At 38.6% G+C, this 26,775-nt stretch carries 20 protein-coding genes and 1 pseudogene; 12 read left to right on the forward strand and 9 right to left on the reverse strand.

The features are described from left to right. Positions 1-2 precede the first annotated feature (2 nt). Together D0T08_RS03445 and D0T08_RS03450 are read right to left on the reverse strand one after the other, a co-directional pair. Positions 3-998, reverse strand: coding sequence for a GRP family sugar transporter (locus D0T08_RS03445; RefSeq protein ID WP_116981178.1), 996 nt, complete (start codon positions 996-998; stop codon positions 3-5). A gap of 35 nt (positions 999-1,033) precedes the next feature. Further along, positions 1,034-2,017, reverse strand: a complete 984-nt coding sequence (locus D0T08_RS03450; protein WP_116981179.1) for a nucleoside hydrolase — start codon at positions 2,015-2,017, stop codon at positions 1,034-1,036. Positions 2,018-2,177: 160 nt separating this feature from the next. On the opposite strand from D0T08_RS03450, the gene D0T08_RS03455 reads away from it, so the two are divergent. Further along, a complete protein-coding gene (locus D0T08_RS03455; protein ID WP_116981180.1) occupies positions 2,178-3,554 on the forward strand; it encodes a glycoside hydrolase family 30 beta sandwich domain-containing protein in 1,377 nt (458 codons plus the stop codon). Between the two features lie 110 nt (positions 3,555-3,664). Here the strand turns inward: D0T08_RS03455 and D0T08_RS03460 are convergent, their stop codons facing one another. Next, entirely contained in the window at positions 3,665-4,087 is a 423-nt protein-coding gene (locus tag D0T08_RS03460; RefSeq protein WP_116981181.1) for a hypothetical protein, read from the reverse strand. Between the two features lie 482 nt (positions 4,088-4,569). On the opposite strand from D0T08_RS03460, the gene D0T08_RS03465 reads away from it, so the two are divergent. Next, a complete protein-coding gene (locus tag D0T08_RS03465; RefSeq protein WP_116981182.1) occupies positions 4,570-7,713 on the forward strand; it encodes a two-component regulator propeller domain-containing protein in 3,144 nt (1,047 codons plus the stop codon). Between the two features lie 46 nt (positions 7,714-7,759). Here the strand turns inward: D0T08_RS03465 and D0T08_RS03470 are convergent, their stop codons facing one another. Continuing rightward, positions 7,760-9,271: a sulfatase gene (locus D0T08_RS03470; protein WP_116981183.1), complete on the reverse strand. Its 1,512-nt coding sequence runs from the start codon at positions 9,269-9,271 to the stop codon at positions 7,760-7,762. A 247-nt stretch (positions 9,272-9,518) separates the two neighbouring features. Between D0T08_RS03470 and D0T08_RS03475 the strand changes: the two genes are divergently transcribed. The 8 genes and pseudogenes from D0T08_RS03475 (at position 9,519) to D0T08_RS03505 (ending at position 15,948) form a co-directional block, all read left to right on the forward strand. Then, complete coding sequence (locus tag D0T08_RS03475; protein ID WP_116981184.1) at positions 9,519-9,947, forward strand: hypothetical protein; 429 nt, start codon at positions 9,519-9,521, stop codon at positions 9,945-9,947. Positions 9,948-9,986: 39 nt separating this feature from the next. Continuing rightward, a pseudogene (locus D0T08_RS03480) lies at positions 9,987-11,645 on the forward strand (glycoside hydrolase family 127 protein); the annotation flags it as partial. Between the two features lie 9 nt (positions 11,646-11,654). Continuing rightward, positions 11,655-12,014, forward strand: a complete 360-nt coding sequence (locus D0T08_RS28190; RefSeq protein WP_409012903.1) for a hypothetical protein — start codon at positions 11,655-11,657, stop codon at positions 12,012-12,014. A gap of 113 nt (positions 12,015-12,127) precedes the next feature. After that, positions 12,128-12,745, forward strand: a complete 618-nt coding sequence (locus tag D0T08_RS03485; RefSeq protein ID WP_116981185.1) for a hypothetical protein — start codon at positions 12,128-12,130, stop codon at positions 12,743-12,745. 149 nt (positions 12,746-12,894) lie between these two features. After that, entirely contained in the window at positions 12,895-13,557 is a 663-nt protein-coding gene (locus D0T08_RS03490) for a response regulator transcription factor (RefSeq protein ID WP_116981186.1), read from the forward strand. A gap of 148 nt (positions 13,558-13,705) precedes the next feature. Further along, on the forward strand, positions 13,706-14,722 hold the full coding sequence (locus D0T08_RS03495; protein ID WP_116981187.1) for a hypothetical protein: 1,017 nt from the start codon (positions 13,706-13,708) through the stop codon (positions 14,720-14,722). 282 nt (positions 14,723-15,004) lie between these two features. Further along, on the forward strand, positions 15,005-15,187 hold the full coding sequence (locus D0T08_RS03500) for a hypothetical protein (protein WP_116981188.1): 183 nt from the start codon (positions 15,005-15,007) through the stop codon (positions 15,185-15,187). 158 nt (positions 15,188-15,345) lie between these two features. Next, positions 15,346-15,948, forward strand: a complete 603-nt coding sequence (locus D0T08_RS03505) for a histidine kinase (RefSeq protein ID WP_116981189.1) — start codon at positions 15,346-15,348, stop codon at positions 15,946-15,948. Between the two features lie 39 nt (positions 15,949-15,987). Here the strand turns inward: D0T08_RS03505 and D0T08_RS03510 are convergent, their stop codons facing one another. The 3 genes from D0T08_RS03510 to D0T08_RS03520 are packed head-to-tail and all read right to left on the reverse strand — an operon-like array spanning position 15,988 to position 19,429. Continuing rightward, complete coding sequence (locus D0T08_RS03510; RefSeq protein ID WP_116981190.1) at positions 15,988-17,571, reverse strand: ThuA domain-containing protein; 1,584 nt, start codon at positions 17,569-17,571, stop codon at positions 15,988-15,990. 58 nt (positions 17,572-17,629) lie between these two features. Continuing rightward, the gene (miaA, locus tag D0T08_RS03515; RefSeq protein ID WP_116981191.1) at positions 17,630-18,556 is read right to left on the reverse strand and encodes a tRNA (adenosine(37)-N6)-dimethylallyltransferase MiaA; all 927 of its coding nucleotides are present in this window, start codon (positions 18,554-18,556) and stop codon (positions 17,630-17,632) included. Further along, positions 18,557-19,429, reverse strand: coding sequence for a hypothetical protein (locus tag D0T08_RS03520; protein WP_147322695.1), 873 nt, complete (start codon positions 19,427-19,429; stop codon positions 18,557-18,559). Between the two features lie 108 nt (positions 19,430-19,537). On the opposite strand from D0T08_RS03520, the gene D0T08_RS03525 reads away from it, so the two are divergent. Continuing rightward, positions 19,538-20,230, forward strand: a complete 693-nt coding sequence (locus D0T08_RS03525; RefSeq protein WP_147322696.1) for a hypothetical protein — start codon at positions 19,538-19,540, stop codon at positions 20,228-20,230. Between the two features lie 304 nt (positions 20,231-20,534). Here D0T08_RS03525 and D0T08_RS03530 read toward each other — a convergent pair whose 3' ends face one another. Together D0T08_RS03530 and D0T08_RS27520 are read right to left on the reverse strand one after the other, a co-directional pair. After that, entirely contained in the window at positions 20,535-23,315 is a 2,781-nt protein-coding gene (locus D0T08_RS03530; protein ID WP_116981492.1) for a glycoside hydrolase family 2 protein, read from the reverse strand. 143 nt (positions 23,316-23,458) lie between these two features. Continuing rightward, the gene (locus tag D0T08_RS27520; protein WP_158561184.1) at positions 23,459-23,620 is read right to left on the reverse strand and encodes a hypothetical protein; all 162 of its coding nucleotides are present in this window, start codon (positions 23,618-23,620) and stop codon (positions 23,459-23,461) included. 668 nt (positions 23,621-24,288) lie between these two features. Between D0T08_RS27520 and D0T08_RS03535 the strand changes: the two genes are divergently transcribed. Beyond that, a complete protein-coding gene (locus D0T08_RS03535; protein ID WP_116981194.1) occupies positions 24,289-26,727 on the forward strand; it encodes an outer membrane beta-barrel family protein in 2,439 nt (812 codons plus the stop codon). Positions 26,728-26,775: the final 48 nt, after the last annotated feature.

The following is a 26,775-nucleotide window of genomic DNA, read 5'->3' on the forward strand; positions in this document are numbered from 1 at the left end:
TTTTATCTTGCAGCAATTATCAAAGCTAACCCTATAATATAGAGTAGCAACATAGCATTTAAAATAGTAGACGTGCCTTTGGGTGCGTTCTTGAATTCTTTCCAGATATAAATGCCCCAGAGTGCAGCTACTACTGTTGCCCCCTGTCCTAAGCCATAAGAAATGGCAGTTCCGGCTTTGTCAGAAGCAATAATACTAAATGCCATACCCACACACCAGATGGCTCCGCCTAAAATTCCGGTCAGATGGTTTTTCAGACTCCCTCCGAAATAATCTCCATAGCTGACAGGTGAACCAACAAACGGACGCAACATCAGGAATGTATTAAACACAAAATTACTCAAAAAGATGCCAATCGAGAAAAAGAACACTGCGGTATAAGGGCTCAGTTTACCATCCTCCGGCACTAAAAAGTTTGGAAACATAGCCTGTGCTACATATTTGTAGAAATAGCCCATCAACACTCCTGCTACTACAGAAAGCGCTAAACCTTTAGAAGATACTCCCTGAGACTGCGAGGCAGTCCGGCGGTAAGCATAAGCATTTAACAAGATAGCCGCAGCTACTAAAGCTACCCCTAGAAAAATCATATAAGAGTTACCAACCGGATTATCCATATAATTCACAATCACACCAATCACTAAAGCCAAACCGATACCCACCGGAAAAGCCACCGCCATACCTGCAATAGAAATGGCTGCGCCCAAGAGAATATTAGCAATATTGAATACCACCCCACCCAGCATAGCCGAACCAATATTGGAGGAATCGGCCTGTTTAATGTCTTCCAGAAAACCTCTTCCCTCCTCTCCTACGCTTCCTAAAGTAAAAGCAAATAAAGTAGCTATTAGCACAATGCCTATGACATAATCCCAATAAAAAAGCTCAAATCGCCAGGTGGAAGCTGCCAGTTTCTGGGTATTAGCCCATGAGCCCCAGCACAGCATCGTAATGATGCAGAAGATAACCGCAAGCGGATAGGTTTCAATAATAAACATAGCTTTATAAGGTTAGAGGTATGAATCGAATAACATTATTTCTTCTTCGGCTGATGCATCATATAATCTTCAATAATGGTTGCCACTTCTGCCGCAGGCATTTTTTCCGTCAGGTAAATTATCTTCTCTCCCGGAATCAACACATTCGTCCCATCATCTTTAATCTCAAAATCCAGTTTTCTGGTCGAAAAATACGGTTCTATTCCTTTTACTGCCACCAATACTGCTGTCTGGTCCCAACTATTGCGGCCAATGGTATTTTTATCCTTGGTGAGTGCTACCTGATAAGCATCTTTTACAGGGCTATTCTGAATGCTTTCGTTATTAATTAAACGTATGCCCGTTCTTATCTTCTCTCCAATCTCAAAGCCACTCAGAAGCATGGGTGTGTTCCATTCGGTAAAGACCTTTTGTGATGCTTTGGTATCAATATGCACATTAAACTCATGTCCGCGATTTTCTTTGTTTAACCCTGCTGCCATTGAGACCAATAATTTCACTTTTTTCTTTATCAGGTCTTTCCCTGAAAGTTTCGAAAATTCATCCGGTTGAGAGGCTAATAAATCGGCCAGATTAGTAAAGAATCCTACTGTTATAATGGTTACCGATTGGTCGGGTTGTTTGGCTAAAATTTGTCTGTAAAGTTTGGTAGCCTCTATGGCATCAGCATTTGATTTCAGTTTATGCGGGTATTTCTCTACAATAAACTCCGCCCATTTCTGCGAGCAGTTCATATTAGGCTTCTCTTTTTTAGTAATACCTGTAGGAATATTCGGGCGACCGAAATAGGTATTTAATAAGCTGATAGTTGGCACTGTTGTTTCAAAGGCATTGCATGAGATAGTGGCCAGAATTTTAGCCTCTCCGGCATCAGCAAAAGCGTGGAGCAGCGCCATAGCGCCTACATCATCATAATCCGGGGCAATATCGGTATCAAAAATAACAGCGACAGGTTGTTTTTTCTGAGCAGAGACAGACAGGCTTAGCATACAAAGTATGATAACTAGAAACTTTGGCATTTGAATAGATGGTTATAGGCTGAATTATGTTTGTCAAAAATAGGAAATAAATGTTAATTGTTTGTATTTACACAAGAAGAAATACTTATTCTCATCGACAAAAAAATGGCTTTGTTTTATATTTCTCTCTAACTTGCCAAAAACTATAAAAACCCAATCTATGAAACCTACTTTAATCCTTCTGCTTTGCTTTGTAGCTACTCTCACAAAAGCGCAACAGGCAGAAGTATGGCTTACCAATGCCGATAAATCGGCTTTATTTCAGAAACAAAACGAAATAGTAATATTCGGCAATGAAAAGACCGATGGCCCAACCATTTTTGTAGACGATACCAAACGCTTCCAGAGCATGGATGGATTTGGCTTTACGCTTACAGGCGGTAGCGCCACTTTGATTAATCAGTTAAAGACTGATGAAAAGGCTGCCTTGCTGAAAGAACTCTTTGCTACAGACCAGAACAATATCGGCATCAGTTATTTGAGAGTCAGCATTGGCGCATCTGATCTGAGCGACCATGTTTTTACTTATAACGACCTCACTAATGGTGAAACTGACCCTAATATACAGAAATTCAGCCTAGCAGAAGAGCAAAAAGACCTGATACCTGTATTGAAACAAATCCTGAAAATCAATCCTAGTATCAAAATCTTAGGCTCACCATGGACACCTCCGGTTTGGATGAAAACCAACGGCAATTCTAAGGGTGGAAGCCTGAAACCTGAGTATTACCAGGCTTATGCCAAATATCTGGTAAAGTACATTCAAAGCATGCAAAAAGAAGGTATCAGGATTGATGCCATTACAATTCAAAACGAACCTTTGCATCCGGGCAATAACCCAAGTCTTTTGATGTTGCCAAGCGAACAAGCGGCATTTATCAGGAAAAGTTTGGGTCCTGCATTCAAAGCAGCAGCCATCAAAACCAAAATTATCCTTTACGACCATAATGCCGACCGCCCCGATTACCCAATCAGTGTATTGAATGACCCGGAAGCGCGTAAGTATATAGATGGTTCGGCCTTTCATCTATATGGCGGTACGGTTGAAGCTCTGACAGATGTACATGAAGCACATCCTGATAAAAATCTGTACTTTACAGAGCAATGGATTGGTGCACCGGGCAATTTTGCAGGAGATTTAAAATGGCATGTAAAAAATCTGATTATCGGCGCCCCAAGAAACTGGAGCAAAAATGTACTGGAATGGAATCTGGCCGCCGACCCTAAACAAAATCCTCATACCGATGGTGGTTGTACTGAGTGTTTAGGAGCCATTACTATCGGTAATTCAATAGTCAGAAATCCGGCTTATTATATTGTGGCGCATGCGTCTAAATTTGCCCGTCCGGGTTCAGTACGTATTTCATCCAATATCACAATGGGACTGGCTAATGTGGCTTTTAAAACACCCACAGGCAAAACTGTTTTGATTGTGCTGAATGAATCTGACAAACCTCAGGCATTTGCAATTTCGAGCAAGGGCAAAACGCTGAGCCAATCACTTAACGGTGGCTCGGTAGCTACATATATCTGGTAAATCAAACTAATAATATAATGAAGCCACCCTATCTCGTTCATAAGGTGGCTGTTTTTATGTCTCAGCAATTGCTTATCAGACTATAGTCTGATAAGCGGTGTCTGGGTTTCTTACTTCTTTTTGGCTACGATAGTTATATCTCCGTTCTCGTCAGTAAAGGCAAATGTAATGGTGTTATTAGCAAAGTTTCCTACTTTTTCTGTGGTATGAAACTCAATGCTTCCATCATTGGCTTTTTTCAAAGTAGCATCTTCTGAACCTACTTCGTCAGGATAACCCGCCGATTTCAACACATAAGAAACTTTTACTTTAGAATCATTGATTTTGCTGACTGAGTACTCACCTGATACGCCTTGCATCGGCAAAGTAACCACAATACCTCCTTGCGAAATTGAAGTTACATTATAGGTTCCTGTAACCTGGTCGGCCATTGATGGGTCAACTGAATCTTTGTCTTTACAACTGTACAGGAATACCATTGAACAAAGGAATGCATAAGCGAAGAATTTGTTAAAAGCATTGAAAGTTTTCATGACTGTGATGTTAATTGTTTGATTAATTTGATGGGACAAAATTGTGCGAAATTTGAAACCCCCGAAAGTGAGAATTTGTAGATGGCAGTAACGAATTAGATTCTGGCAGAAAAAAACGAGAAAGTGGCGTTTTAGTTAGATAAGGATACTTGAGCAGCTTCAGAGAATGGTAAAGTGAGTTTTACAAACATTTTTAGCCTATATTAGTTGTATGGATTAATTATAACCTGAACTGTTAAAACCTCAAGACATCATCATGCCCCACTTATTTGCACCCGTTTCCAGGTCATTCATTCATCGACAACATACTTGATTATCCACATATTAGGGCTTCCTATTCTTTCAATAAGATTTATAGCGGATAATTTGCTTTTGAAAACATACCTGTCTGGCTTTTTAGTAAATTTCGGAAACAAGTTTTCATGCCGTCTTAAAGCGTGCGTTATTAACTGACAAAACATTAACTGTAAACCCTACGCTGAGTGAGATTTTTTTTAATAAATATATGGTTAACCCTACTACTTTCCTGTGGTCAGACTACCGCCCAGTTGCTTTTCAATAATATTGAGCATTTCAACTCTCGGAATGGCTTATCAAGCAATGAGGTAAAAGCTATCGTTCAGGATCAGGATGGTTTTTTGTGGATTGCTACTCCCGAGGGTCTGAATCGTTATGATGGCGAAAGGTTTGTTCAATTTACACATACCAAAGACACCAACTCTATTATATCAGACCAGCTTTCTTCAATTATCGTATTACCCGATAATCAACTGGCCATTGGTACGGCTGATGGTTTAACCATTATGGACACCCATAAGCGTACATTTCGCAATATTTTCTTCGCCCGCTCCACAGACCTGAAACTATTAGATAACAATGTATATGATTTAAAATTAGACCAGAAAGGCAATCTTTGGGTACTTACTTTCTCGGGTTTGCACATATTGGATAAAAGTTTTAAGGTCATTCAATCTTATTACACTCCCAAAGAAGCCTATGAGAAAAACCGGATTGCCTTAGGGCACAATCTTTATGAAGTAGAAGGCAATAAGTTTATTATTAAAAACATCCAGACTTATCAAATCAATTGGGTCGATTTCAGCAAAAAAAAATTGGTACCAGCTGTTCAGAAATTTCCGCATTTAAGCTTTCTGAATGAACTCAACACCTGCAAACAAGCCCCTGACCGAACCCTCTGGGTATTGTTGAGAAATACCAATGTAGTCTATAAGTATTTTCCTGATACCAGAAAAGTCGAGTCTTTTCAAATTAATATAAAACCATCTGAATTGGCCAATGACCGCCTGGCAACCATCTATCCGCTTGACAACAATACAGCGATAATAGAAAAACAGGAGGGAAAACCTATTCTATTAAATCTGGCTACCAATCAATTAAAAGATTTAAGTAATAAGCCTGTCTGGACAGCCTCTATGAGTGGAAACCGGATTCCGACTTATCTGAAAGACAAAGATGGGAGTCTCTGGATATGCCATTTTGATGGGCTGTACCTTATTTCAAAATCAAAGCAGGCCATTATTACTTATCCTAATATCAACAAGGCTATCAATAGTCTATCGTGGTCAGTTGCCTCCGCACCTACTTTTCAACGAATGAGTCCTGATAAAATCTTTGTAGGCACTTATGGCAATGGCTGGTTTATGTCAGACCTCAGCAAAGACGATATGGAGCGGTTTTTCTTTGGAAGTAAACAACATCCTGAGATTGCTGTAGGCGTTTCAACCCGATTGCATAGTAAAGATACGCTCTGGCTAGCTACCCAATATGGCTTATGGTGGTTTAAACCAAGTACCTATCAGTTTGGCCGAATCAGGAATTCAACTAAGCCAACTGCTCTGGACTCATCTTTGGTAAATTACCAATACATTGATAGCAAAGGACTCATCTGGATGGGTGTGGCTAATGGTAATGGTACCATCATCTATGACCCTAAAACCAATCGGTTCAAGCAATATTCGCAGAAAACAAAGCCTGCTTTCCCCTTGCGAATGGCTTATAGTATTACGGAAGATTATGAAGGGAATATGTGGATGGGTACACCTGCCGGTGGTGGATTAATAAAATGGGATAGGAAGAAAGATACTTTCTCAATCATTAAAGTTGGCGAGAAAAAGGGGTTCGACAGTGATGCCATTAGTTTCATGACTGCAGACAAAAAAGGGAATCTCTATTTAGCAACCCGTGTCGGCGTATTCATCTATGATTTACGTAAAGATACGTTCACTCTTTATGATAAGTTTGATGGTTTATTGAGCAATGATGTAGAGCACTTACTACTTGACAAAAATGATATTTTATGGATAGGCTCTCCGCAGGGACTAAACTATCTGAACCTGAAAACCAATGTGATTCAGCATCTGACTACCGCCAATGGATTAGCCAATAACAATATCGGAGCTATTCTGCCTTTTAATACAGCAGGTGACACCCTCTTTATTGGTTCTGATAATTCTTTTTCCTTACTGGCATTAGATAATTTTAACATCAAACGCAGTGCGCCAAAACCATTTATAACAGGTATCAAGATTAATAATGTTGATGTTCCTTTCAATTCTAATGAACCCTTGACAGTCAATTATCAGCAAAATGATGTAACCTTTGAGTATGTCGGGCTTAACTTTAATAATGGCAGTCAGAACCGATATAAATATATTCTTGATGGCGCAGATAATACCTGGAAAGACGCACAGAATAACAAATATGCCAGTTATACGAATCTTCCGGCAGGTAGCTATACTTTTAAAGTAACCGCTATGAGCGATGGTCTGAACTGGAGCAGAGATGTAGCTACTTTCACGCTTATTATTACGCCACCTTGGTGGAAGACGCTCTGGTTTAGAGTAATATTCTTATTGATTGTAAGTGGTTCACTTTACTACATATACAGGCGTCAGATTAAAGACATTGAAGTTCGCGAGGCAGAAAAAACAGAGATACAGAAACAGATTAATGAGCTAAAACTCACAGCCCTCCGCTCACAGCTGAATCCTCACTTTATTTTTAATGTGCTCAATTCCATTCAATCATTTATTCTGGAAAATAATCCGGTCGAAGCCTCACGTTACCTATCTAAGTTCGCCAAACTGGTGCGTCTGGTATTAGATAATTCAGGCAGCCAGTTTGTCTCATTGAATAAAGAGGTAGAGTTATTGACTTACTTTGTTCAGATGGAAAGTCTGCGTTTCTCTAATTCTTTTCAATACAATATAGAGGTTGACGATGCTATCGAGCCAACTGAAATTCAGATTCCTAGTATGATGATTCAACCTCATGTAGAAAACGCCATCTGGCACGGACTCATGACAGGACGCCGGGAAGGACATCAGGGTAAAATATGGATAAGATTCAAAAAGGACACCAAAGAAACCCTTATCTGTGAAATTGAAGACAATGGTATCGGCCGAAAAGCTGCAGGCAATATTCAGCAAGCCCATAAAGAACATGTTTCCAAAGGAACCTCTCTCATCAAAAACCGCCTGGAATTAATGAAGCTTGAAGAAAACTATACCCTGAATATCCAGACCATTGATTTAGAAAATGAACAAGGTGAGGGCATCGGAACAAGAGTAGTAATGGTATTACCTGTGAAGGAGGTTGACATATAAAAAAGCAGGCAGTATTTGATACCGCCTGCTAAAAATATCTTATTAATCAATAAGTCCCCCGATACCGATGGTCTCCCCTCTTATTCGGAATACGTTTCAACGGTATCTGCATGCCTTTGGTGTCTTCTAACCAACTCCAAACCTGGTCTCTCAGGTCTTTCGCAATCGTCTGATGCTCAGCACTTCTGATTAAATTATTCACCTCCAACGGATCGTTTTTCAAATCGTATAATTCGTTAGCATCCCATACGCCATGATTGAAAATATATTTGTAACGGTCGGTTCTTACGGCAAACATCGTTGGGGTTTGCGGGAAATCATATTCCCAGTAATACTCATAAAAAGCCTTGTCTTTCCAATCTATCTTTTTCCCTTGCAGAATCGGCAGAAATGATTTGCCCTGCATCTGCATAGGTGTTGGTACTCCTGCATAATTCAGAATGGTTGGCGCAATATCTATATTCTGAATCACCTCTGTTACCTTTGAATTACCCTTAATAATACTCGGACAACGCATAATCAAAGGTACACGCATCGACTCTTCGTAAGCATGGCGTTTGTCTATCAGGCCATGTTCGCCAAAGCTAAAGCCATTATCACCCATATAAATCACTAAAGTATTTTCGGCTTGACCGTTATCTTCCAACCATTTCAAAACCCTGCCGATACTATCGTCAACGCCTCTCAGTGTTTCAGCATATTGGCGATAAAAATCATTGAACTGGATTTGCCCATGATACAGATAATCAACGCCATGCCAGCTATAACGCTGATTTTTCACCCATTGCGGCATGTCTTTCATATTCGGGTTCATCGGTGGCTGATTAGGATTATGCGTAGGCATAGCGCCGAAAATCTTACTGGTATCGGTCTTTGTCAGATACATCGATTCAGGATAAACCAAGGCATCTTTAAAAGTGCCTTTATGTCTTTTAGCAGGCTGAAACTCTGCGTGCACGCCTTTATGTGACAGGTACATGCAGAAAGGCTTATTTTTATCTAAAGAGTTGAGCCATTGTTCGGCATAGTCGGTCAATAAATCAGAGATATAACTGCTGTCTTTATGCGCTACCTGCTTGCCATTAATATTGAACGTAGGATTATAATAGACGCCCTGCCCCTTGAAGCTCAGCCAATAGTTGAAACCGGGTTGTGGGGCATCATCTGTATTACCCATATGCCATTTACCCAAGAAAGCGGTGCTATATCCGGCTTTTTGCAGGTATTGAGGAAAGAACTTCAAGCCCTTTGGTAAGGGTGCCTGGTTGTCTACAATAGTATGTGTGTGTGCATATTGCCCGGTAAGAATACTGGCTCTGCTAGGCGAACAAAGAGCAGTACTCACAAAGGCATTCTGGATATGTGTGCCCTCGCGTGCAATTCTGTCCATATTAGGTGTTTGCAGACCGGGCACTTTACCCATGAATCCCATGAAATCATAGCGATGGTCATCGGCCAGAATAAAGATGATATTTTTAGGTTTTGTCGGAGGTGGAGTTTTGCCTTTCCATCCACATAGAAATAGCACAAAGGCGAACAATAGTAGTTTTACTTTCATGAGCGAAGAGGTTGAATGAATAGCTACAAATATTCAGAAAAATTGGCAAATGCCCAAGTATCAATCTACATAATTAGTCTTTTGTCAGATAATCCATCTTTTATTGTTCATATTTTCAAAATCTGCTATCTTTAAAGGCAGAACATTCGGTTCTTTTACGAGTTACATTTTAAGTATAGCTTAAACAGAGGTTCGATTCACCTTAGAAGTTAAACCTCAAAAACAATTAAAATTATCTACTACAACTATGAAAATAACATTGCTATTTTTATTGACGGCCTTTGGTATCTCAACGGTTTCTGGCCAGGATTCTAAAAAAAGTTCAGAAAAAGAATCTGATAAAATGAAAGTTCCGGTATGCACAATTTCTGGTGTGAATTTCGCCAAAGGAGACACCATCACCATTGGTCAACCCTCAAATGCTAATCAGAGATTTTCCTTTATACATAGACGTTTTGGAGTTTTCGAGGGAATACGTGAATTGGAAAAATTCAGATTAAGTGTTGAATGGTCGAATAGATTGGTACTTATCAACGAAACCTATATTGTAACAGAAGGACTTAATAAAATATGTTATGCAGAGTTTAAGGTAGGAAACGATTTTCGTGGCTGGATAACTTTAGACAATGCTATTAAAACAAAAGAGATAGTAAAACTGAACAGTACAGATTTGTAAGTAAACCAAAACTCACCTATCCTAAACTATATCGTATCAATGAAACGCTCCATCATCACCATTATCTTTAGTTTTGTTTCTCTGCTGTCTTTGGCACAATTCCAGAAAGATTATCCTTATAGCGGTGTACCTTTTACGAAAGTAAAACTGAATGATAATTTCTGGTTGCCTAAATTGGAAATCAACCGTACAGTAACTATTCCGTGGTCGTTTCAGAAGTCAAAAGAGACCGGGCGTATTAAAAACTTTGAGCAGGCAGTAGCACATAAAGGGAAACTCTGCACTACCTATCCATTTGATGATTCGGATATTTATAAAATAATTGAGGGTGCAGCCTATTCACTTCATGTCAGATACGATGCGAAACTAGACACCTATATTGATTCACTGATCACGCTCATTGGCAAAGCACAAGAGCCTGATGGCTATTTATATACTACCCGCACGATGGGCGATACCACCCATCCCTGGATTGGCAAAGAGCGATATGAGAAAGAGCATGAACTAAGCCATGAATTATACAATATGGGGCACTTCTACGAAGCAGCTTCTGCACATTATCTGGCTACAGGCAAAAAGAATATGCTCAACATTGCCACTAAGAACGCTGACCACCTGCTGACAGTTTTCGGACCGGGTAAAAAAGCAGTAGCACCAGGACATCAGGTGATTGAAATAGGCTTGGTGAAACTGTACAGAATCACGGGTAAAAAAGAATAACTCGACCTCTCTAAATTCTTTATTGATTGCCGCGGTAAGCGACCATACGAAAAGAAAACAGGAGATAAAGATGCGACTGTCTGGCAAACAGGTGCTTACTGGCAGGATAATATTCCGGTCGTACAACAAACCGAAGCACTAGGCCATTCAGTAAGGGCAGGCTATCTCTACGCAGGTATGGCTGATGTAGCCTCATTAACCAATAATCTGGAATACCTGAATGCCATTACCAAAATATGGGAGAATGCCTTTACAAAGAAAACCTATATCACAGGCGGACTCGGACAAGCAGGTAACTGGGAGGGCTTCGGGCCTGATTATGAATTATCAAACCATAGTGCTTATTGCGAAACTTGTGCCGCTATTGCCAGCGTTTACTGGAATCACCGGATGTTTATGATGTATGGTGATGCGAAATATATTGATGTATTGGAGCGTACACTTTATAATGGTTTAATCAGCGGTATAGGGTTGGATGGAAAGACTTTCAACTACGAAAATCCGATGGAATACACCATTAAAAATGGCAAACTGACAGGAGAGAATAAACGCTCGCCCTGGTTTACCTGTTCATGTTGCCCGACCAATATCTGCCGTTTTATGCCTTCCATCCCGGGTTATATCTATGCGCAAAAAGATAATCGGGTGTATGTCAATTTGTTTATAAGCAATACTTCGACAATGGAAGTTTCCCCCAAAGAAAACGTTACTATTACCCAAACCAGCAATTATCCCTGGGAGGGAAATATCAAAATCAATGTGGAACCACAGAACAAAAAAGGGCTACAATACGCCATGTATGTTCGTATTCCGGGCTGGGCAAAAAATCAGGCATTCCCTACAGATTTATATGCTTATAAAGGCACATTAGTAAAAGAAGTTTCAGTAAAAGTAAATGGTCAGCCTTTAGAGTTAAAACTGGAAAACGGCTATATCGCCATTGACCGACTCTGGAAAAAAGGCGATGTGATAGAAGTAGACTTACCAATGGAAGTACGCCAGACCATTGCCAATGCCAAAGTAAAAGACGATATCGGTAAAATTGCCATAGAATACGGCCCGATTGTCTACTGCGCCGAATTCGTTGATAACAATGGCCATACCTCCAACCTGATAGTACCAGAAAAACAACAGTTCCAGACCAGTTTTCAGCCTAATTTACTGAATGGTGTAATGACATTAAAAGGTACTGCTAATGCTATTAATATTCTGGATGATTCTTCTGTTAATACCACAACCCAACCTTTAGTATTGATCCCCTACTACGCCCGATCTAATCGTGGACAGGGAGAAATGCGGGTCTGGTTTCCAACCAAAATTAAAAATCTGGAGATATTGACTGAGTGATTAGCTTACTATAAATTTCCCTAAAGAAGTCCATGATTATCTCGTGGACTTCTTTATTTTTGTATAGACAAATTTTGCATCTGACTAAATCATTAATTAACAACCACATCTTTATGAAAACAACTATTGTGCTTTTGCTGCTAATATTTATCAGCTTATCTTCTTTTTCCCAAAGTGAATTAAAAAATACCATTGGATTATCAGGAGGATTTACCTTATTCGGTACAGGTGATATAAAGGGGTATAACTTCACTCCTAAATATGAGAGACAACTAACTAAGCTTATAGCGTTTCAGTCGCAATTAAGTTTTGCTAATGCCCAGAGACATACTAGTGCTGAAGATTTTGGTGTAGCGAATAATCCTTATACCATATCTTTTCTGCAAAGCAGCTCACAAAAATTGAATATAGGTTTTCTAGTAGGCATTTTTAAGCGACAATCTCATTTCTGGGGTATCAATGCTTCTGCAGGCGCTGTTAGGTCTACCCAATTCCGATACGGAGGTTTCAGGCTTAATCCTATGAAAAATCCACCTGTTGGCTTAGAATATATCCCAGATCCGCCTTATTTCCAAAGAAGTCTGTCACTGGGGTTCAGTGGAGGCCTTGAATACAGATATAGCGTTTCAAAACACCTTAAATTAGGCCTGGAAGCAGCCTACCAGCAATACATCCGGGATACGGAAGCTAGAATCAATTTTGTGGTGTATTATAGTTTTTATCGGTTCTGAGTTTATATAATAGCAGAAATTACAGTCTTCTATACTAAACGTATCTTGAACTAAAACCAAAATTCAGATACTTTAATAGAATAAATTGAGTAAAAGTTTATTCTTTATATCAGAGTATTTTTGTATTTTTGTCATAAACATCTTTGCACATGACTAATAAAATGAATCCATCACAAGAAATCTCAATACTTTCTGTTACTCAAAACTTTATAGATGCCGTTGCTCTTATAAATGATTCTTCTAAATATGGAATGTGTATTTCTTTGGGAATAGAAAACGAAAAGTCTATTTTTGAGAAAATACTTAGTACAAAACCTGACTTTGTAATTTTAGAGGGCAAATACGGACTAGAGTTAATCCGCAAAATTAAATCTATTCTTCATCTATCTACTAAATGTATTCTTTGCCTTTCAGAATTGGACAATACATCTATTATTAATGCCATATTTACCAATGCAGATGCTTATTATCTGAAAGATACCTCAAGTGAGTCTTTAATAAACTGCGTTCAATGCCTCATCAAAGGAGAAAGATATATCTCTCCTATACTCATAAAAAAAATTCAGAGCCCTGTTTTTGATAAGCGAAATACAGTATTAAATCAATTGAGCCAAAGAGAAAATGAAACTCTGCGCTTATTAAGTTATAACTATTCAATCAAGCGAATTGCTGAGCTACTTTTTATCAGTGAAAAGACGGTTGAGGCGCACAAAAACAATATCATTAAGAAATTAGATTTGACTGGCTCAAGAGAGTTAAGACAAATAGCTTCGCAATTGTACAAAGATTCTTCACCTGCATTTGATAAGTGAAATCACCTATATCAGAATAAATTTCGGTGTTTTCACTTATTGATTACTTATCTGTCCTCTTTTATATTTGTTAATAAAGTAAGCCCCGAAAATCTTGGTGGACCAGGGGCTTACTATTTAATCTTTTTACAATTAAACATTTAAATTTATGAAAAAACATTCATTGCCCAAAGTGCTAGTACTAATATTAACGTCTTGTCTTACTTACGTTTTTATTTCTTGTAAAGAAGAGGTCACAACACCGCCGAAAGTACAAGAAAAAGTACAGCAAACAAATAAAATAACAGTTGAGAATGGTAGACTAAAGTTTGTTGATGAGAAACATTTTAGAAAGGTATTTGATGAGTTAATGAAAAACCAAAACCATGAATACTTAAAAAACTGGGAAAGTCAATTTCAGAATTACACTTCAATGAAAAGGGCTTATGAAAAACTTACTGAATCGGATAAAGTAAAAATTGGTGAAACGAAATCCAATAAAGGATATGAAGGATTTTTAACACTTATAAAAGAAGGTAATGAAATAGAGGCCATTAGAAATACTGAGCAACCTATACATTCTATATTATTTAATCACGAAGGTGTAATTTTAGTTGGAAATAGTGCATATAAGTTAGAATATGATAGAATATTAAAGATAAATAATTTTAGCGAAAATAAATTAAAAGATGTTCTTAAAGGGAACTTATCTCAAGAGATAAAAATTTCTCCGTTAAAAAAGGAAAGAATTGCTATACTTGATAAAAATCTAAGAATAAAAGATGTAACAAATTTAGACCGGGAATGTCATAATTTATACGGTTCTGGTGACAATAGAGCATTTGCTGGTTACTTTACTTTATATGGGACTCCTGATGTATTTGGCATAGATATCGACGGAGCTTTTTATGGTTATGATGCAATAGCTAAACATAGAAAAAGAACGGTTGGGATATGGTTTAATAATAATACCTCTCAACTAAGATTACAAGCACAGTTTTTATACTTTAATGGTGTGAGTAATCAATTGATAACTATTGATTCAGGCATCTGTTATGAATGCTCAGAAAGTAGTGTCGCTCAACCTTTTGGCGCTCCAGGCAGTACCTATCCGGCCACAGGTTGGGTAAAGTCATCAGGTATAGGTCACGATACATTCTATCATGAATGTACGGCATCAAAATAAAAATTTTAAAGATGGAGTTTGCACGAACTCCATCTTACTTCGCTAAATAATTATGTGAAAATTTTATGTATCCAATTCTTTTTCCTATTTGTCTTTACTAACTCAATTGCACAAAAGTTTATAATTAATGGCTATATTGCTGATGAATCTGTAGGCGAGGCCCTTATTGGCGCATCTGTTTTTTGAAGAACATTCAAAAGTTGGTCAGTTCACCAACAAATATGGCTATTTTGTTCTCTCTCAATCAAAAATCGGCTCAATTAAAAGTTTCGTTTATAGGTTATGAAACAGCTATATCCCAGAACCCTTAGTAAAAGTTACAATGAATTTTCCAGAACCTACTACACGGCAACCGAATTAGAACAGGCCTTTTCTCCTCCATATCCACGCTATTCAAATATCAAAGGAGGTTATAGTATATTTACTTCTTATAACGAGGTAGTACTGGAACTATCTCCGAAATAATTTTATTAGCTAAATTAGCCATTTCTCATACTTCTAGCCCTCCCCCAAATACCTGCCCAAAACTACCAGATATAGTATAAAATCCCCCAAATACTAAATCTCCCTTTACACCGCCCCGTGGTTTCAATAGATTTGCAAAAGCCGAAACAACCATCGCTATGATTTTTTTTTATCCCACTCTTTTATTAGTGATAATGAACGTGTTTATGTATGTGGCAATGGGTTTGTTATTGCTGATTAGTTTCTTGTGGAGTCTGACAACGTATCTGAAACAAAAAAGAGAGTCGCACATTGTAGCCAAAATACGGGAATTAGAGAATGTTATGGGTAATCCGCAGTTTTTATACAGTAACCTGAATTCGATTAAGCAGTATATTCTAGTGCATAGCCCCATGGAAGCTGCCCAGTACCTGACCGAGTTCAGTAATTTACTCAAATCAATCTCTGTTAACTCCAAACAAAAGAATATCTCTCTGGCGCAGGAAATAGAGACCGTAATACTATTTCTCGAATTAGAGAAAAAACGACTAGGCGAACGTATGGAGTTTTTTCAGGAGATAGAGACCAATCTGAATACTGAAAGAATACAGGTAAAGCCCTTATTCGTATTCAGACAGATTGAAGATTTGATTCAGAAACAAAGCGATTATGCCAATATGAAGATTCACTTGCTGGTAAAAAACGTAGGTGAAAAACTGAATTGCCGTACTGAAGGCGTGATACCCAATACAACTTTTATCATTGAAATTCCAACTAAATAGCCGTGAACCTATCACCCTTTTACCTGCTGGAAAGGGTGATTATTTTTTTCTACTCTTTACAGGCACTTTATTCACCTGAATTTTGACTATTGCCTCTGCAGTTTCTCCATTCCCATCACTTACTTTCAACTTTATCTCATAAGGCCCTGGCTTGGTAAATGTAAATTCAGGATTCGGTTCTGTTGACTGATTAACCCCATCAAAATTCCATTCAAAACTGATTTTATCATTCTTATCAAAATCAATTGAGCCGTCAGAAGTAAACTTTACTTTTAAAGGCATATTTCCGGTTAATACATCTGCCGAGGCAATCGCAATCGGTTTACGATTAACTTCTGAATAATCTATTTTCTTTAGCTGATTATCTTCCAGAAAATATAGCCCTCCATCAGCCCCAAATGACAGGTCTTTAATGAAATTAAACTTCATATCTGTCAGAAAAGGCTCTATGTTCTTCACATTGCCGTCTTCATCTAGTGTTTCCAATATCACGCCTTGTTCATCGACATATCTGAAAGATTTCTTGTCGAAATACTTCGGTAACCGATACGGACTTTTAGCATATCTTTCAAAATCATATACCGCATTGCGTACTAAAGGATTCGTCGATTGACTGGTAAAATCTGTCATCATAATGGTGGTGTCGCCAACCAATTGCATTCGCCCGATTTTATATTCATTCAGCGCTGTTTCAGCAAAAGTATAGATATAACCATTCTGATAAAATTCGGGGTCGAGCCTGATGGCTTTCATCTTAGGTATTTCAATCTTACCTAATAGGCTGGTCTTGCTTTTTTTGGCTTCATACATTTTCACACTACCATCCTCTTCTACCAATAGCACATTCTCATTTCGCAAAGTCGCCAGAGCCAACGGATTCTGTAAATTATCTGATAATACAATTTTCAGGAAGTTCTTTTCATCAGGTAAGGCAGTTCCGGCAATTTTCACATAATCAGGTAAGGCTTTTGCAGATACTTCTTCAATACCCGACCAGACATGGCTAATAAAATCCGGGTTTGTATAGGCGGAGGGCTCACAGCCCAAAGCCGTATAAAACAGCTTTCCACCCTCGTCTGTGGTATAATACCAGGCCCAGGTTTTACCCATCACATCTAATAGTACAGGTTTGCAACGGGTGGGCAGATTATTAAAAACCAAAGGCTTATCATTTACTTTCCAGAGTGGCGGTAAGGCTGTTTTGCCTATACTGGCATTAGTAATCAGGCTTAATTGAGCAGGATTTTCTAATTGAGTTTGGGCTAATGTACCTCCCAGAATTTTCTCGTACCAAAGCCATTTGTATGAATGCTCTGCTGCTTTGCCAATCCCCACAAAACCACCACCAGCTTGTATAAATCTTTGTAGCTCGGCCGCTTGTCTGAAATTCAGCCGATTGGCTGAGGTATTCAGAAAAACAATGGCATTGTAGTTTTTTAATGTATTTTCAGTAAATCTGGTCGGATTAGAAGTGGTATCCAGACTTATTTTTTTCGATGAAGCGGTTGCTGCCAATGCGTTCAATTCGGGTGTATTGACCGCATCATAAAATACCAGTACTTTTTGCCCAAAAGCAAAGTGCGTAAGTAAACATAGTATAGTTAGGGATATTAATTGCTTCATCTGTAACAGAATTCATATTCTACAAAAATAAGTAAGAATGAGCGTTTTTTTATATATCTTAAGTCTGAATCTGATGAATTATTTGATTGGCGAGATTTTCTGTTGCATCCATCCCATCTAACCAATAAATAGGCAGGTCTTTTTTCTCCATACTCCTAAAAAAAGTCATCTGGCGCTTGGCAAATTGGTGGATGGCTACTTCCAGTTTTGTTACCATTTCCTCATAACCCAATTGACCCAATAGATATTCGGTAATGAACTTATATTCCAAACCATAAAAAATCAGTTTTTCAGCACTTATTCCCTTATCTAAAAGAGCCTGGACCTCTTCAATCATACCTTCTTCCAGGCGTTTATATAACCGCTTGGTAATCCGTTCCCGCCGCACTTCTGTCGGAATAGAAATACCAAAGATTAATGCCTCATAAGCTTCCTTTGCATCATTAACTTGCGGATTATTTCGCATAAAACGACCAATCTCAATAGCCCTGATTAACCGCTTTTTAGTAGAAGTATCTGCGACAGGAGTAAATGTCTGATACTCTTGTTGAAACTGATTGAGTAAATCTTGATACTCTTTCGCTTCTAATTGCTCTCTTAATAGATTATCAATCGGAATCTGTGTATGCTGATAATTCTTTAACACTGCCTCAATATACATACCCGTGCCACCGCAAAGAATAGGTACTTTCCCTCTATCAATTATATCCTTATAAGCTTGCTGAAAGTCTTTCTGAAAACGAGCCACATGATACTCCTCCCCCGCTTCTACAACGTCAATTAAATGATAAGGAATTTTCAGACCCGATGGGTGATTATATTCTTCATAATCTTTACCCGTACCGATATTCATTCCTTTGTATACCTGTCGGCTATCGGCGCTGATAATCTCCCCTCCGATTGTAGCAGCTAATGCAACAGCCAGTTTTGTTTTGCCTGATGCCGTTGGGCCCAATATCACTATGAGTTTTTGCTGCGCTCCCATTTATCCCTGCTTTAATTTCAACAAATACTTCCAACTCCCTGCATTCCACACTTGTTTCTCGCTTTTCTCTTCTCTTTTCCAGATTCTTCTATTATCTGCATCCAATCGAAATGACTGCGGAACTGTCAATTCTATTCGCTCAAAACCTAATTTTTCATAACTGGCACCATCCGACCAATCTGCATCAGCGTAAGTCATAATATCCTCGGGTCTTTGCTCTTTGATGAAAGTTTGTAACAACTTATCAAAACCACCTACTACCGTAAAGCCTTTCAGATTAGCAAACCGTATCAATTCAAAACTTCTGTAAGAAACACCCTCACGAACAAATGTTCTTGCCGTGCTGAAAGAGGCAGCTGCTATCAATATTTCTTCCTGTTGCTCCAATGCCTCACTTAAAGCCTGAGTGAAAATATTCTTATTTTTTTCAATCACTCTGAAATATCTCTTAGGCAAATATAGCCCGTATTTAAACTTAGCACCTGTTGGAATCTGCAAATGGTTTTCTAAAAGAAACCTATCCAAAGTCGGTTTATCAATACGTCTGCTTTTAGTCAATCTTGCCGGAATAGTAGCCGATTCACCTAAAATTGATAGCAAGCGTGACTGTACAATTCTTTGCTGTGTATACCAGACATCTTCCCAAAGATGAATCATACGCAGCCCTAGTTGTGTGAAGGCTTTACTTAAATGTTGAAAAAAATCCCCATTCTGTATAGATGGCTCTATCGAAACGCAATGGATAACCAGCTGTTTTTCAGGCAGATAAATATATACAAAGGGTGATGGCGGAAAGGCATCAAAATTGTATAGAAATGGTATATTACTATGTTGTTGGATAAAGGTTGATATTTCGCTAATGAATCGTTTCAAAAAATTAATTAATTTTTAACGGTTTCTCTCAATTTTTTTATTATAATCGACGTTTATTTAACAAAATCAAATTTTAAAAACCGCTAAGAACTATAAAACTGTTTTCTTATGAAGACTATGCGTTTTTTCTTGATGTTGGGAATAGTTTCACTCTCAATTTCAGCTTTTGGTCAAACATCCCGTGCGTATCTATTACAAGAGGCTGATGATTACTTTAAAGCCGGACGTTATTGGGATGCCTTTTTCCGTTATCGTGAATGTGCGAAATTACCTGAATTTCAGTCGGAAAGCAAAATTTCTGACCAGGTCACTAATTCGTCTCATGCCATGTATCTGACTCAAAAATTCAAGGATTATTATGGTATGCGCAAGTATGAGCCTGCAAAAACCAATCTGATTGAGCTCATCAGCATGAATCCTGATGACCCGAATAAAGGTGAATTGCCTAAGATTACCCTGGCACAAGGAGCTGAATTACAGCGTCTGGCCTGGAGACAAAATACACCAAAGGCCACGGCTGATATGCTGAAAAGAGCGATTATGTTCTATCATCAGGCCATCAGAGAGGGTTTGATGGATGATGGTATCGCCATGACGATCAGACAATGTGAGGCTTCTATTAAAGATACTGGTGTAACTGATGCCGGCCCAATACTGGCAACGCAACCAGTTCAGAGCTCAACTACCCCATCTGCACAAAGTGCAGTTCCGGTGGCAAGTCCGAGAAAGCCATCAACTGTTCCTCCGACGGTGATTATTCTCCCAAACGAGCAAGGTACCTCAACACCCAAACAGAATTAATTTGCTTTAGATATAGAACCTAGGTTAAAGTAAAAGAAATGGGCATGCAAACTTTTCCGGTGCATGCCCATTTTCATTTTCATCTTATAGTGATTGATTTTATCATCTTGATACATTAAGATTAATCTTTACTTTAATATATTATTCCTACGGGATATTTGAAATTAATGATGTTATTTACTTCTACCGCTGCGGCGGCCGCCGCAGCGGTAGAAAGTAGAAAGTGGAGCAAGATAACTTTAAGTCCCGTAGGAACGATATATTAAAACTTTAAAATTTATTTAATTTAACAGATACATTATCCTTATTTCAATACAAACGCTACAGTCGGGTTTAATGGATAACGGCCGAATTTATCACCATAAATCGCCAGACCTCCATTCATACTCTCAGGTACTTCCATTCTTACTACAATTTCCCCTGTCTTCTTCGCTTCCTCCAATGCTCTTGGTGGAATAATAATTCCCAGACGATACCCATAAGAGCCCGCTTCACGGAGTTTCTTATCTCTTAATTGGTTATGCCAAGAGAGAACACCACGGTGGTCAGAAGGATCATCAGGCAAATCATGACGACTAACAAATATATTATTTACACTTATACCTACCGATGTCGGGAACTTGATCATGTCAGTCATGGCATACGCATTCGGGTTTTGCACAGGGTCTGCAATGGCACCTAGCATCCAGTTTTCATTGCCTTTCAGCTTTTTGTCCATGTCTTTAGCAAACAGTTGCTTCGCTCCTGCTTCTACTACAAAAGCCACGCTTTCCACTGTATTCAGGTCAAGGTTGTTTGGTATTTTAAATGCATACTCAAAATAGCCACTTCCGGCACCATTCACTTTCAAACCATCTAATACATTCCATTGCTTACCAGACCACTTGGCACCTTTGAAATTCTTCGCATCTACACTTACTAATTTAGCTTTTTTGCCTGAGAGTAATACGATTTCGCTAGGTGTTGGCGCATCCACAATAAAGTTCATTACATTATGGTGTAATTCATTACCTGCGTTATCTACCAATACCAGCGACATCGTTACAACTGCCTTTTCATTCGGCATTTTCACATCCAATGATGGTAGCTCTTTTTGTAACCAGGGCTGATAATCAACTGTGCGCTCCATGCTGCTCCAGGTTTTTTCCTGCCCCAAAGCATCATAGCCATATAGGTTTATTTTCAAAGTCAGTTTATTGCCAACATCCGTTCTATCAGTCATGAACGAAGCATATAATGGCACAGTAATTACTTCGTTGGGCTGTGCTGTTTTAGAAATCGTATTGCCTGTTGAAATATAAAATGGCGAATGGAAGTCTTTCAGACTCATGCCTTTAACCATATCCTGTAAACCTAAGTCTTTCTCAGTACGGTCAAAACGCACGTAGCCGTTCCATTCATTAATCACATCATGATGCTCAGTGTATAACCAACCCGCTACTTTCGGATACTTTCTGAACACATTAATCATCTGGTGATAATCCCAGCTCCAGTCGCAATCGCCTGTACTACCCTCGTAGCCCCATACGTTCCCGCATTCAGAGTTAATATTAGGTACATCTGTTTGCAGGTATCCTTTTTCGTAGTGGAAATCACTACCTACCGACGTTTTTTCAGTCAAATCTTTCAGATGGTCTTCCCATGCCCAACCTGGCAGATATTCGTGCCATGAATTAATATCAGTTTCGGTATGTCCTGCGCCGCAACAAATAGAGTTATCTTCTACCAGACGCGTACCATCCAATGATTTCGCCAGACGATACACTGAGGCCACCCATTTCTGTGTTTCAGGCGTATAAATATTCTCTACTTTACCATTCACCTCTTTCTTGGTGCGTAACCCCCATGTTTCGTTAAAAGTAATCCATGAGAAAATAGCAGGGTGATTATAATCTCGCTTAATCATTTCTTTGAGCGTAAATTCTGACTCCTGCTGGGCCTCTTTACCCGGTTCTCCCCAACTATTAGGTAGGTCAGACATCACTAGTACACCCAGTTTATCCGCCCAGTACAATTTACGAGGCACATCTACTTTAATGTGCGTACGGATGCCGTTCAAACCAATATTACGGGCAATCAGAATTTCTTTCTTCATAAATTCATCAGTCGGGAAAGTATAAAAACCCTCCGGATGATAAGATTGGTCAAGTGCCAGCTGCATATATACAGGCTTGTTATTTAAGGCTATGTATTTATAATTAGTACCCGGCAGATTCACTGTAGAAATCTTGCGCATACCAAAATAAGATTTCACGGCATCGTCGCCCAATTTTACAGTTGCATCATATAAATAAGGGTCTTCCAGATTCCATAAGCGAGCCGATGGGATTGGAATAGTAAATGAATATTGAGTCTGTCCTTTCGGAAAAGTCTGTTTCACTGCAGTGCTTTGCGGACCATCTATACTTACCGATAAAGCAATATCCTGCGGAGCAGGTTTTGCCAGATAAGTAGTTACTTTTACTTCCGATTTATCAATATCAGGTGTAAAATGCACAGCATCAATATAATTTTGTCCGCGACCCTCTAAGTAAATCGTCTGCCATAAACCACGGGCATTGCCGTAGCCTTGCTTGCCATATAAAGTAAAATCACGGCGTTTATCGTCTACCCTGATGACCAGATTTTGTTTCGCTCCGTGCTTTACATTTGTTAGTTCAAACGAAAACGGTGTATAACCACCTTTATGGCTACCTAACAATTTGCCATCAAGCCAAACAGTCGTTTCCCAATCAGAAGCACCGATGGTCACGAATACTTTCTTGCCTTTCCATGAGGGACTAACCGTGATTGACTTTTTATACCAGGCTATATCGGCTTCGTCTTTCACACCTGATAATGGTGAACCCCAAGGGAACGGCACACTGATAGTTTTGGTAAATGGTTTGGCAGAGGCATGCCATTTCTGAGTAACACCCACATCGTTTTTATCAAATTCAAAAGCCCAGTTGCCGTTCAGGTTTTGCCAGTCGGCTCTTTCAAAATCAGGTCTTGGGTGTTCGGGTAAAGGAATAGTCTCCTGGGCAGAGAGATTAAAAATCAGGAAATAACAGAGTAGGTAAAGTAATTTTTTCGAATGGGTCATATGGTTCATACAAATTTTAGGTGAATAGTTTTGAACAGCTAAGATAGTGAACTTGTTTAACATTTTTAATTTAAGTATTATAAAATGACATTCTGTATTCCAGAAATTGGCCATCCCGCTCAAAAAGGTTCCTACCATATCGGTCACCTTTTCTGATGTCGCTTGAGTGGCTTAAAAAAAAGGTTCCCACCATATCGGGAACCTTTTCCAACTCCAATCTGATTGTCTGCTAAAAAGGTAGCTACCGTATTGGCTACCTTTTTCGGTTCCGTTTGGTTGTCTATCTTGCCTTTCTCTTTCTCCATTGCAATAATTGTTATGCAGACGGCTAGTTGCAGACGGCCAGTTGCGGACTGCTAGTTGCGACGGCCAGTCGTGAATGGTTATCCTCGAAATTTCTGACTTAGAATTTTGTTTTCAAAGTATTTGGGAAGATTTTGGTCTAATCATACTGTTAGGTGTAGATGCAAAAGATTATTTTTTCCGAATTTCGAAAAATTTTAAAGAACACCTATTTCCTGAATCCTAATCGGCCTCTACTGTTTATACTTTTTTAGTTTAATAGTTTATTTTATTCTTTGTTTATATATACTATTAGTGCTTTTGCATTGCTTTGTCAGGTGCTTTTACTTTGCTTTGATGTATGCTTTATCAATGCTTTGTCAAGTGCTTTATCAATTTTTGATAGAGCAACTATTCTAAATCAGCATTCTATTGTAACAATTTTTATTCACTCGCATCTAATAGTCTGTAATCCTTATCAATTTAAGTGAAATATTTTTTTACATATTACCTTGCATTACAAAGTACCTTATTATATATTTGTAATGTCATAGATTAAAATCACTAAACCGTATCACGAATAAAGGGTTCTTCACTTCATGACTTTGATGGGTCATGAGTGAAAATTTTAAGGGCATTTTGCCCTGATGGAAAACTATTGCTTTATAAATACAAAAACGAATAAAAACTCATGAAAAAGCTCTTACTTTCTTGCATGCTTGCTTTGGCAGGCTTGCTACTCACCGCTTATGCGCACGCACAAAAGGCCCCGAAAGGCCAGCAAATTATGGGGGTTCTTGTCGATTCATTATCACAAAAAAATCCTGATTTTATTACAGTTGCTCTCATGAAAGACAAAAATGTGTCCGTAAAAGTAGATTATTCTAAAGCGGATGGTTCATTCAAATTTGTCGGACTCAAACCTTATAAATATTATCTCGTCATATCAGGGGTTGGGTATAAAGGGAAAATACTGAAAGCCGATTTGTCTGATTCAACCAAAGCCGTTCTTGATTTAGGCAAAATATCTATTACTGAAGAAGCCCTTGGTTTGAAAGAAGTAAAAGTGAGCGCCACCAAACAAATAGTAAAACAGGAAGTTGACCGTATCTCCTACGATACACAGGCTGACCCTGAAAGTAAAGTATTCAGCGTATTGGATATGATGAGAAAAGTGCCGTATCTTTCTCTTGACGCCGAAGATAATATCCAATTAAAGGGAAACACTGACTTCAGGATATTAATTAATGGCAAGCCATCAAGTATGGTCGAAAGAAGTTATAAAGATATACTCAGAAGTATGCCTGCTTCCTCTATTCAGCGCATTGAAGTAATCACTACTCCCCCTTCTAAATACGATGCTGAGGGCCTCTCAGGCATTATCAATATCATTACCAATAAGAATGTAACTAATGGATATAATGGTAGTTTAAACATAAGCGAACGTTTTCCTGTGGGCGGTCCTGGTGTTGGAGGTTCACTCTCTGCTAAAATGGGTAAATGGGGACTTTCGGCTTTTGGTGGTGGCAATCTGTATAAGAATCCTCAAACTGCTACCATTCTTACCCGAAATACTTTTGGCGAAACTTCAACCCTACTCGACCAGCGTGGGTTCAACAAGTCAGAAAATACGAGTGGATATCTGGGATTGGAGCTAAGTTATGAATTAGATAGTCTGAACCTGATTTCCGGACAATTTAACATCAACGGCAACACCAATGATGCTGTAAGCAGCCAAAGTTCAGACCTGACACAAGGCAGTCAAATCTTACAACGCTATTTTCTCAATAATACAGGCAATGGCACAGGTTCCGGCTTTGATGCAGCGCTGAATTATCAATTGGGTTTCAAGGCAGACAAAAATCGTTTGCTTACATTTTCTTACAGATACTATGGTTTTGACAGCGGACAAGATAACGTGATTGGCATTTCAGAGCGTATCAACTATGATTTACCCAATTATCGTCAATTAAACGACCAGCTGTTTTCTGAACATACCCTACAGGTCGATTATGTACATCCTATCAAAAAGCTGACGATAGAAGCAGGATTGAAAGGTATTCTAAGAGATAACAAGAGTAATTTTGAATATCGCACCTATAGTTCTGATACAGATGTTTATGAGGTTATAAACGAGCTTAGCAATAAATTTTCTAACACACAGAATATTTACGGAATCTATAATACCTATCAATATAATTTCAAGAAATGGGGTGTCAAAGCAGGTGTAAGAGTGGAGCAAACAGTGCTGGATGCTAATTTTGCTACTACCAATTCAACAGTAAGTCAGAATTACTTTAATGTAATTCCAACGATTTCACTCAACCGGAAATTTAAAAAATCCGGACTGAACTTCGGTTATACGCAACGTATCAGAAGACCTAATATTTATCAGCTCAATCCTTTTATTGATCGTTCAAATCCAAGTTTTGAGCGCACAGGTAATCCTGACTTGAAACCTTCTATTATGAATGATATCAATATAGGTTACAACTGGTCGGGTAAAAGTTCTTTCAGTCTCAGTGTAGGACATACATTCATTAAAAATATGTTTTTCCCTGTTATTGTTTATGATCCGGCTACCAGAATTACACGCTCTTCCTTTGGTAATGTGGGGAAAGCTAAATTATTACCGATGGTTATGGTCAATTTCAACTATCCGATTACAAAAAAATGGAACATGAGCATCAACCCTAGAATGGCTTATGCCATGACAGAGGGTATTATCAATGGCAAACTCATCAAAAATAAAGGCCTCATGTATGGCGCAAATCTTTCATCGGGCTATAGATTAGAGAAAAACTGGCGTGTAAATGTGAATATCAATTTTAATGGCCCGAATATTAATATTCAGGAAAAAACCAATGCTTTTTTGGGTTACTCGGCTAGTGTCAATAAAGATGTAGTAAAAGATAAGTTGTCGTTTTCGGCCTCTTTCAATAATCCTTTTAATAAATTCAGAAGAAATATAAGAGACTCTTTTGGCCCCGATTTCCTGCAATACAGTGAGCAGCGGAATTATTTCAGATCATTCAACTTCAGCCTGAATTATAAATTTGGTAAACTCAAAGAATCAATCAAAAAGAACAAACGCGGTATCAAAAATGATGATGTGCAGGGAGATAATTGATTAGTTGTTGAACCTATTACGAGGCGAACCAGGAGACTAAAGACTGGT

The sequence above is a fragment of the Emticicia sp. C21 genome, assembly GCF_003418935.1.
Classification (GTDB): domain Bacteria; phylum Bacteroidota; class Bacteroidia; order Cytophagales; family Spirosomataceae; genus Emticicia.

What these genes read in the sequence shown, in the direction of transcription:
- D0T08_RS03495 (WP_116981187.1), top strand. Translation starts at nt 13,706, where the DNA reads ATGAAAAAACATTCATTGCCCAAAGTGCTAGTACTAATATTAACGTCT.
- D0T08_RS03525 (WP_147322696.1), top strand. Translation starts at nt 19,538, where the DNA reads ATGAAGACTATGCGTTTTTTCTTGATGTTGGGAATAGTTTCACTCTCA.
- D0T08_RS03485 (WP_116981185.1), top strand. Translation starts at nt 12,128, where the DNA reads ATGAAAACAACTATTGTGCTTTTGCTGCTAATATTTATCAGCTTATCT.
- miaA (WP_116981191.1), bottom strand. Translation starts at nt 18,556, where the DNA reads ATGGGAGCGCAGCAAAAACTCATAGTGATATTGGGCCCAACGGCATCA.
- D0T08_RS27520 (WP_158561184.1), bottom strand. Translation starts at nt 23,620, where the DNA reads ATGGAGAAAGAGAAAGGCAAGATAGACAACCAAACGGAACCGAAAAAG.
- D0T08_RS03510 (WP_116981190.1), bottom strand. Translation starts at nt 17,571, where the DNA reads ATGAAGCAATTAATATCCCTAACTATACTATGTTTACTTACGCACTTT.
- D0T08_RS03460 (WP_116981181.1), bottom strand. Translation starts at nt 4,087, where the DNA reads ATGAAAACTTTCAATGCTTTTAACAAATTCTTCGCTTATGCATTCCTT.
- D0T08_RS03450 (WP_116981179.1), bottom strand. Translation starts at nt 2,017, where the DNA reads ATGCCAAAGTTTCTAGTTATCATACTTTGTATGCTAAGCCTGTCTGTC.
- D0T08_RS03455 (WP_116981180.1), top strand. Translation starts at nt 2,178, where the DNA reads ATGAAACCTACTTTAATCCTTCTGCTTTGCTTTGTAGCTACTCTCACA.
- D0T08_RS03505 (WP_116981189.1), top strand. Translation starts at nt 15,346, where the DNA reads ATGATTTTTTTTTATCCCACTCTTTTATTAGTGATAATGAACGTGTTT.
- D0T08_RS28190 (WP_409012903.1), top strand. Translation starts at nt 11,655, where the DNA reads ATGGAAGTACGCCAGACCATTGCCAATGCCAAAGTAAAAGACGATATC.
- D0T08_RS03475 (WP_116981184.1), top strand. Translation starts at nt 9,519, where the DNA reads ATGAAAATAACATTGCTATTTTTATTGACGGCCTTTGGTATCTCAACG.
- D0T08_RS03530 (WP_116981492.1), bottom strand. Translation starts at nt 23,315, where the DNA reads ATGACCCATTCGAAAAAATTACTTTACCTACTCTGTTATTTCCTGATT.
- D0T08_RS03490 (WP_116981186.1), top strand. Translation starts at nt 12,895, where the DNA reads ATGACTAATAAAATGAATCCATCACAAGAAATCTCAATACTTTCTGTT.
- D0T08_RS03470 (WP_116981183.1), bottom strand. Translation starts at nt 9,271, where the DNA reads ATGAAAGTAAAACTACTATTGTTCGCCTTTGTGCTATTTCTATGTGGA.
- D0T08_RS03445 (WP_116981178.1), bottom strand. Translation starts at nt 998, where the DNA reads ATGTTTATTATTGAAACCTATCCGCTTGCGGTTATCTTCTGCATCATT.
- D0T08_RS03535 (WP_116981194.1), top strand. Translation starts at nt 24,289, where the DNA reads ATGAAAAAGCTCTTACTTTCTTGCATGCTTGCTTTGGCAGGCTTGCTA.
- D0T08_RS03500 (WP_116981188.1), top strand. Translation starts at nt 15,005, where the DNA reads ATGAAACAGCTATATCCCAGAACCCTTAGTAAAAGTTACAATGAATTT.